This is a genomic window from Rhizobacter sp. P3_B12 (assembly GCF_056402895.1).
In genome coordinates this window covers 1-662 of record NZ_JBFUGN010001669.1, presented here as the reverse complement: position 1 = coordinate 662, position 662 = coordinate 1, and the positions used below count along the sequence as shown (strand labels likewise).

Genomic DNA, 662 nt, shown 5'->3' with positions numbered 1-662 from the left:
GGCGTCGGGGCCGGCGCGGGCGACGGCGCAGGGGCCGGTGCGCTCGTCACCGGGATCAGCGCCCATTTCTGGTTCGCGTTGACGCTGCAATCCCATTGCTGGATGGCCGCGCCGGGTGCGCTGTTCCAGTCCTTCACGTCGATGCACTTGCCGCTGTTCACGGCCTGCAGGCGCACCGTGCCGGTGGCGGCATCGGCGAGCTGGGCGAAGCGCTGGTTAGCGCCGCCGCCGTTGGCCCATTGCTGGATCAGCGCGCCGTTGGCGGTCGACACGTCGGTCACGTCGAGCGAGCGGCCGCTGTTGATGTTGACGATGCGGTAGGTGCCGCTGGTGTCGGGCACGAACGAGAACACCTGCGAGGCGGCGCCGCTGCAGTTCTGCTGCACGACCTTGGCGCCGTCGGCGGTGCTGGCACCGGAGATGTCCAGGCACAGGTTCGAGAACGACGACTTCACGGTGTATTGCCTGGCGATCGGCGCCGGGGCGGGCGCGGGGGCCGGCGCGGGGGCAGGTGCGGGCGGGTTCGCGCCCTTCGCCGTCGCGAAGATCTGCCAGTACTCGTAGTCGCGCGTGTTCGCCTTGCTGAAGTCGTCCAGGCTGCCCGAGCCGACGCGGTCGCGTTGCGCCGCCCAGTAGGCCAGCAGGCCCACGCCCTTCTGCTT

General features: G+C 70.5%; 1 protein-coding gene. It reads right to left on the bottom strand.

The genetic code is table 11. The features are described from left to right. A partial coding sequence (locus AC1D01_RS37590) for an RICIN domain-containing protein (RefSeq protein WP_477875032.1) occupies positions 1 to 662 on the bottom strand: 662 nt, incomplete at both ends.